General features: G+C 37.7%; 7 protein-coding genes. 1 reads left to right on the forward strand and 6 read right to left on the reverse strand.

Annotated features, from left to right (window positions below; all coding sequences use genetic code 11):
* The first annotated feature begins 320 nt into the window (after nt 1-320).
* Nucleotides 321-1,382: a cell wall-binding repeat-containing protein gene (locus ACW6OJ_RS06195; RefSeq protein WP_455105496.1), complete on the forward strand. Its 1,062-nt coding sequence runs from the start codon at nt 321-323 to the stop codon at nt 1,380-1,382.
* A 906-nt stretch (nt 1,383-2,288) separates the two neighbouring features.
* Here the strand turns inward: ACW6OJ_RS06195 and ACW6OJ_RS06200 are convergent.
* From ACW6OJ_RS06200 to ACW6OJ_RS06225, 6 genes are all read right to left on the reverse strand, one after another.
* On the reverse strand, nt 2,289-2,888 hold the full coding sequence (locus ACW6OJ_RS06200; protein ID WP_293429353.1) for an ABC transporter ATP-binding protein: 600 nt from the start codon (nt 2,886-2,888) through the stop codon (nt 2,289-2,291).
* A gap of 17 nt (nt 2,889-2,905) precedes the next feature.
* Nucleotides 2,906-3,655, reverse strand: a complete 750-nt coding sequence (locus ACW6OJ_RS06205; RefSeq protein WP_455105497.1) for an ABC transporter permease — start codon at nt 3,653-3,655, stop codon at nt 2,906-2,908.
* On the reverse strand, nt 3,639-4,631 hold the full coding sequence (locus ACW6OJ_RS06210) for an ABC transporter substrate-binding protein (protein WP_455105498.1): 993 nt from the start codon (nt 4,629-4,631) through the stop codon (nt 3,639-3,641). Before ACW6OJ_RS06210 ends, ACW6OJ_RS06205 begins: the two co-directional genes overlap by 17 nt.
* Before the next feature lie 154 nt (nt 4,632-4,785).
* The gene (locus tag ACW6OJ_RS06215) at nt 4,786-5,466 is read right to left on the reverse strand and encodes an alpha/beta fold hydrolase (RefSeq protein ID WP_455105499.1); all 681 of its coding nucleotides are present in this window, start codon (nt 5,464-5,466) and stop codon (nt 4,786-4,788) included.
* Between the two features lie 22 nt (nt 5,467-5,488).
* Nucleotides 5,489-6,484, reverse strand: a complete 996-nt coding sequence (locus ACW6OJ_RS06220) for an ATP-binding cassette domain-containing protein (protein WP_293429341.1) — start codon at nt 6,482-6,484, stop codon at nt 5,489-5,491.
* Between the two features lie 18 nt (nt 6,485-6,502).
* Nucleotides 6,503-7,114, reverse strand: a 612-nt coding sequence (locus tag ACW6OJ_RS06225; RefSeq protein ID WP_456096046.1) for a GTP-binding protein, incomplete at its 5' end; no start/stop codon positions are given.

Below are 7,114 nucleotides of genomic sequence, written 5' to 3' on the forward strand. Positions count from 1 at the left end.
ATTCCTCCTTCAATAAACTCTTATTTTAAATTTCATTTAATATACAAACTACTCCTAGCCTATATTATACAATAAACTAATCCATATGCCAACACTATTTAACAAGTGATAAAATTAGCTATTTTCAATAGCTTTACTTTAAATATAAGCCTAGGAGATTTCCTCTTAGAAGGCTTGATTTTTGCCGCTTATAACTATAATTTTTACCCTTTATCTTGTTAATTTGATTTATGAATTGTATAATTATTATAGTAGATGTTTTTTTACATATCTACAGATTAAGATTAAATATTTATACATTATTCAAGGGAGAATCTACTATGATTAAAGGATTGAAAAAATCGCTTATTTTATCTTGTGCCTTAGCCTTTTTGCTACCATCTGTTGCTAGTGCTGATATGTATGTAACTAGATTTGCTGGAGCCGATAGGTATGAAACGGCCATAGAAGTTCAAGAAAATTATTTTGGCAAGTCATACGCCAGTCAGGCTGTACTAGCACCTGGTAATGATTTTAGGACTGCTCTTTATGGGTCATATATGGCAACAGCCTTAAAGGCACCCTTCTATATTGTACCTAAGTCTGGTATATCCAAGTCTATCTTAAATAGGTTAAAAATCAATGATGTTGATCGTGTCTATATAATGGGTGACTACAAGCTTTTAAATAATTCACTTGAAAAGACTTTAAAGACAAATGGATTTAAATATAGTAGGTTTTATGATAGGTATAAGGGTAAAGATTTTCTTTCAATCGCTAATGACATGGACCTAACTCTATTTAGTATATTATTTCCAGATATACATTTTAGGGGCGATCTCAGTAATGGCATACTTGTAAATGACCAAAAATTCCCAGACCTATTATCCTCTATACCATTTGTAGCCAAACTAATGAGGGAACAAGGAACTTGTTTTGTAGGATCATATAAACTTAATATGAATGATAATCTTGAAGGTTGGAGGTTTATTATAGGTGGTAATGACTCTATTCCAAAAAGAGTTAAAACTTACCCAGAAGACCTTGACGGATTAAATACTCATGATAAAGACTACTTTGGTAAAAGCTCAGACCTATACACTGGTAGGATTTCCGGTTCAGACAGGTATAAAACAGCCGTAGAAATTGCCAAGGCCTACAAGACAGTCCTTAAGCCATATATTAGTACTGCTGTTATAGTAGATTCTACTAACTATCCTGATGCCCTTGCCTCTGGTACTGTTGCTAATTTTAGTAATGGAGTTATCCTCCTTACAAGACCAGACAAGCTAAATGAGGATACTAAGGCATTTATCCAGGCTAATGACATAAAGAATATAATTATAGTTGGTGGTGAAAAATCAGTATCCAAGAAGGTTGAAAATGAGTTAAAAGGCTTATAAGCCCTCTAGCTAAAAATCGAGTAGGGAGGATTTTCTCCTCCCTCAAGCGTATGTAATTTTTTCTGTAAATTAGCCTTCTATGGCTAATCTGCCGATTAGGCAGTTAAAAAAAAATAAATATTTGATTATTGGGAAGGCTGGTGAAAATCCAACTTCCCTTTAATTTATAATATTACTTAATTTTTTGCATGTCAATAAAGACTGCTATAAAGTCAGTTTTAAATCTCTTAGTTGTCAATATTCAACTTATTATTACAATTTACGAAAAAAATGTTATAATTTACTAAATAGATTTTTTTGTATTTAAGAGGTTATTTTGTATTTAGGAGGTTATTATGTTAAGAAATTTTATTCAGATTCAGCTAGAAGACATAAAGTGGGTCCAACCCAAACATATATAGAAAAAGGATTGAGATAACGGATATGAGAAGCAGAAGAGTTTTATTTCATTTTTTCATAACTATAGTTTTTATAATATTTCTTTTCTATAGTGTTAATCAAAAAAAAGTAGAGATGACAATATATAATATAATTGTATATGCGATTATTTCTTTAGGAAGTTATATAAGATATAAAAAAGAATGTAATTGTAAAAGTAAAAAATAAAGATTTGAATCGAGTAGGGGGGACTTTCTTCTCCCTCTCTCACCAACGCTAAATATTATACAACCACAACTAATGAGTCCTAGCTTTGCGAGAATTTCTTTTATTATCCTGCGAAGTCCCGCTGTTTTGGCTACCGCCTGATAATGGTCTGCGAGTCTTACGGATTGTCTCGCCATCACCTCACGGTGATAACCTTGCAAGTTGCTATGAGGTTCGTCGGCAACTACGCCCTACGTGGACTTTCACCACAGACTGACGGCATGCCCGTCATACTATCAATAGGGTTGACGCAAATCAACCCTATTTTTTTATATCTATTTCTCTTATTATAAGGCCTTCAATTGACCTAAAAAAATCTATTTCTGTCTTGTCATGGGTAACAATAATTCCAGTTTTTCCAACTAGACTTTGACCAACCTGGCCCATAACCAACCTTTTATTTTCTTCGTCTAAACCCTTGAAGGGTTCATCCATAATCATTAAATTATGGGGAAATAGGATAGCCCTTAAAATAGCCAACCGTCTCTTCATACCACCACTTAGTTCAGCCACTCTCTTGTGACCATATGCTCCCAATCCAAATACATCTAAAAGTCCACCTAAATCTTGGTCCTTGTCTTCCTGACCATCTAGGACCATCCTCAAGTTTTTATATAGACTTAGTTTGTCACAAAGACAGTCATCCTGGAATACAACAGATACCTCTTTGTCATCCATACCACTTATCATACCCGACTGGTAGCCCTCTAGTCCCATCAAAATTCTAATAATAGACGTCTTACCTATGCCCGATTCACCCCTGATAAAGGTTATAGTCCCCTCTTGAAAATTTGCTGTAAAGTCTTTAAGGACTTGCTTGTCTCCATAGGTCTTATTTATTTTTTCCATCAAAATATCCATAATTTCACCTACCCTAATTATATAGACAGCCTGTCTACCAGCCTATCCATTAAGGCCACAAATACCTTCCTAAAGGCCACACTCAAAACTATAATTACCAGGGTCCAGGCAAATAGGTCACCCGTACTAAGATATATCTTTGACTGGTAAAGATTCTCTCCAATAGTCATATGGGGCATACCAATTACTTCGGCAGCAATACCAGACTTCCAGCATAGACCCAGAGATACATGGGTTGCAGATTTTAGGTGGGGATATACCTCGGATAGGTAAATATACCTGATTATCTTTGACCTTTTCATCTTGAATACCTTGGCTAGGTCCCCAAATGATGCATCAATGCTATCTATACCCGTCAAAACGTTGGTATATATAATGGGCAGAACCATCAAAAAGGATATCAAGACTGACAGGTTTCGTGATGACACCCATATTAAACATAGTATAATAAATGAAACTACCGGTATTGCTTGTATTGTAGCCATTAAGGGCTGGATTAAGACCCTAAATGTCCTTGACCCTGACCCCAGTAGGGCCATGCCTATCCCCAGTACAAAGGCAAGTAAAAAGCCAAGGCTTATCTTATAAAACGAATACCACACCGTCTTCCAAAAGTCTACTTCCAAGGAAAGTTGACCCAACCTGGCTAAAGCAGAAACAGGAGATACTAAAAGTATCTCCTGGCCCATCAAAGAACTGACTAATTGCCAAATTGACAACCAAAAGACTATAGCCAGTATATATAATTTACTATTTCTTTTGTACATAGTAGAAATCGTCAGCAGGCATTTTGCCTCCTATAGACTTAGGATTTGCCTCAAATAGGACCTGTAAATACCCACTCAGCTTGTCCTTCATATCAGACCCGTCTATATAGGTAATATTACACTGTGGTATAGCCTTCTTGGCAACTGCTGCAGGAACTATATTATTTTCTTCTATTAGCTTGGCTGCATCATCAACATTAGTGTTTGTATAGTCTATTGATGCCTTGTAATCAGCCATAAACTTTTTAATCTTTTCAGGATACTTAGCTGCAAAGTCCTTGTTTACAACTACTACACCCGTAATCATTGTGCTCTTAGCATTCTTGCTTGCCTTGTCCCATTCTTTAGTCAGGTCTAGGGCTGGTCTCAAGCCCTTATTTTTAAGACTTGCAACTGTAGCAAATGGTTGCGGCAAAACTGCTAGGCTAGACTTGTCATTCAATAGGGCTGCTAGGGCCTCTGTATGTTCAGACTTGTACTCAATCCTTAGGTCGGTATCAGGATTTAGGCCGTTTGCCTTAAGTATATAGTTAAAGGCATATTCTGGCACAGCTCCCTTACCACTTGAATAAATTGTCCTTCCCTTAAGATCACCAACAGACTTTACAGTGTCTCCATTTTCCATAAGGTATAGGATTCCTAGGGTATTTATAGCTAAGACCTGAACCTTACCCTGACTCTTGTTGTAAAGGATAGACGCAAGGTTTGATGGTAGGGCTACTATATCAAACTGACCCTTCAAAAACTTTGGTGCTATCTCATCAGGAGAACTCCCTATTGTAAATTCATAGTTCTTCTCCTTTGCATCCTTCTGGTCTGCCATCATCTTCACCATACCCATACTAGTAGGTCCCTTTAGGGCTGCAACCTTTGCAGTAACAGCAGGTTCACTGGATACTTCTTCCTTCTGACCACAAGCAGTCAAACCAGTTGCAACTAGTAGGGCTGCTAAAAATACCGCTAATTTCTTTTTCATATACGCTCTCCTTTATTAAAAACCATTAAATATTATTAATAACTTCCTAATTGAAATAATATCACAACTAGCTATTGTTTTCAATATATTTCCAACCTAATATTATACTCTATCCAAAACAACTCTATGATTCGCATTAGTTTTGCTAACTAAATTACTTGAGTAAAAATTCTTTGACTATAGCATTAAAATCACTTGGATTTTCCTTGGCAACAAAGTGATCACCCTTTACAAAGGCCAGGCTTGCATTTTTAATCTGGCTAGCAATAAGTTCAGTATGGTCCTTCTTAACCAAGTCCTCTGTACCAGCAATCACAAGTGTCTCAGCCCCTATTGCCTCTAACTCTTGTCTTGTTATATTTGGGTCATTTACCATAAGACCAAGTAGCTCCATTTTTATCCTTGCTTTTTCACTATTATCTGCATCCATTTTTGCTGACTCATAGGCATTTTCTATCTTATTCTGAATCTCTTCCTCTATGCCCTTGGTATCAAGGTTCCCACCGTTTAATACTAGCTTCAAGACCCTATCTGGGTACTTGGCAGCAAAGCACATGGCAATATTAGCCCCGTCAGAAAAGCCTAGTAAATTGGCCTTTTGAATATCCATCCTGTCAAAAAAGCCCAATAAGTCATCGGCAAACTGTCTGATTGTAAAGGCTGAATCTCCCCTAGGAGTCTGACCATGACCTCTTGTATCTAGGGCTATCACCCTATAGTTTGAAGAAAATTCATCTATCTGGTTTACAAAATAGGTGGAGTCTTCCCCATTTCCATGAAGAAGAATTAGTGGCTCTCCTTGGCCCTTTTCAATATAAAAATGCTTTATATCCATAATATCACCTGATTCCCCCAGGCTAAACTCTTTCACCGTACCTAAGGGCCCTTCTCATTTCTTGGATTTTCCTATCCATTTCCTCTAGCTCTGACAACTTCTCTTTTTCCTCTGGGCTAGTTTCTATTATCTTGAAGATACCACCATTCTGGATAACTATTCTCCTATCTGCCAATAGGGCAAGTGTAGGGTCATGAGTTGCCATCAAGACTATCTTATCAGATGATACCAATAATTCCAAGGCCTTTTTCCTATCTATACCGGCATTTTCTATCTCATCTATCAAGACTATAGGTGATGATGATAGGATGGCCGTATCAGCTATCATCAAGGCCCTAGACTGGCCACCACTCAAGGCAGTTATCTGTGTATCCATCTTAAACTGCTCTCCAGCCAGCTTGTTAGCCTCTTCTATTATCTTGTCAACCGTCTGGTCGATGTCCTCTACCATCCTAGACCTTGCATGTAGCTCTAGGAAGTCTCTAACAGACAGGTCCATTACAAAGTTCATATTCTGTGATAGCTGGGCTACCAGCTTGTTGTTTGAAGAAAATCTCCACTTCTTGTCTGGGTATTCCCCATTTATCATTATTGTTCTCTTAGTAGGTGTATCACACTGGGCAGTCCACTCAATGTCTGCCAGAAGTCTTGACTTACCAGATCCAGTTGGCCCTACTATGGCTATCATCTCTGACTTTTTGATATCAAGCCTGTCAAAGCCTTCCTTGTTACCAGACTTGTCCTGACCTGGTATGATTGTCAATACATCAACCGTATTTGAATCCTCTATACCCAAGAAGTCCTTCATCTGCTTGATATACTCCACTAGGTCTATAGTCATCTTGTTAAGATCTAGGGCCATATCCTCCACTTCCTCTAGGGAAAAGTGGTCTAAAAATTCTACAAAGGTCTTGTCCTCAAAGCCTACAACATCTAGCTTATTTTCTTCAAAATAGGACTCTACAAAAGGATACTTTTCTAGAAGGTCCGCAATTTTTAACTTTTCTATTTCATTCATTTCTCTTCCTCCATCCCTTTACTTGTCCTCTAGGTCCATTTTTCTAACATTACCCATCTGGTACTGCTCACCTATCCTAGTTTCACCTAGACAGTAGGAGCATAAGGCTGATGGCATCGGGAATCTCAGCTTCATACCCTTTACTGTAGATATTTCCTTCTTCTCATCCATCAATAGGGTACTTAGCTCGTAAGTTCCCTGGCCAGTAAGACCATTTACATGCATAGTTATGGCCGTTGGGTTTACTGAATTTACCTTTGATGCAAAAACCTCCCTCTCTGCCTGGGATACTATATCGCCCTTTGTTATTATTACTATGTCTGCAGCCTTTAGCATAGGCCCTATCTTCTTTGGTGTATTTATACCTGAAAGGTTGTCTATAACACAGACCCCCTTTATCTCTTTGATATAAGGAGAACACCTGTTACAAAGACCTGCTGATTCTGTTATAAGTAGGTCTAAGTCATTGTCTGTACCCCACTTTACTACCTCTTCAATATTCGATACGAAGAAGTGGTCTGGACAAAGGGCCCCTGATAGCCCCTTTCTAACAGGGACTCCAGCCCTTTCATATAGGACGTCATCGTCCGTATATAGGCAGTCAAATTTAACCACCCCTACCTTGATACC

Source organism: Peptostreptococcus sp., from assembly GCF_977045075.1.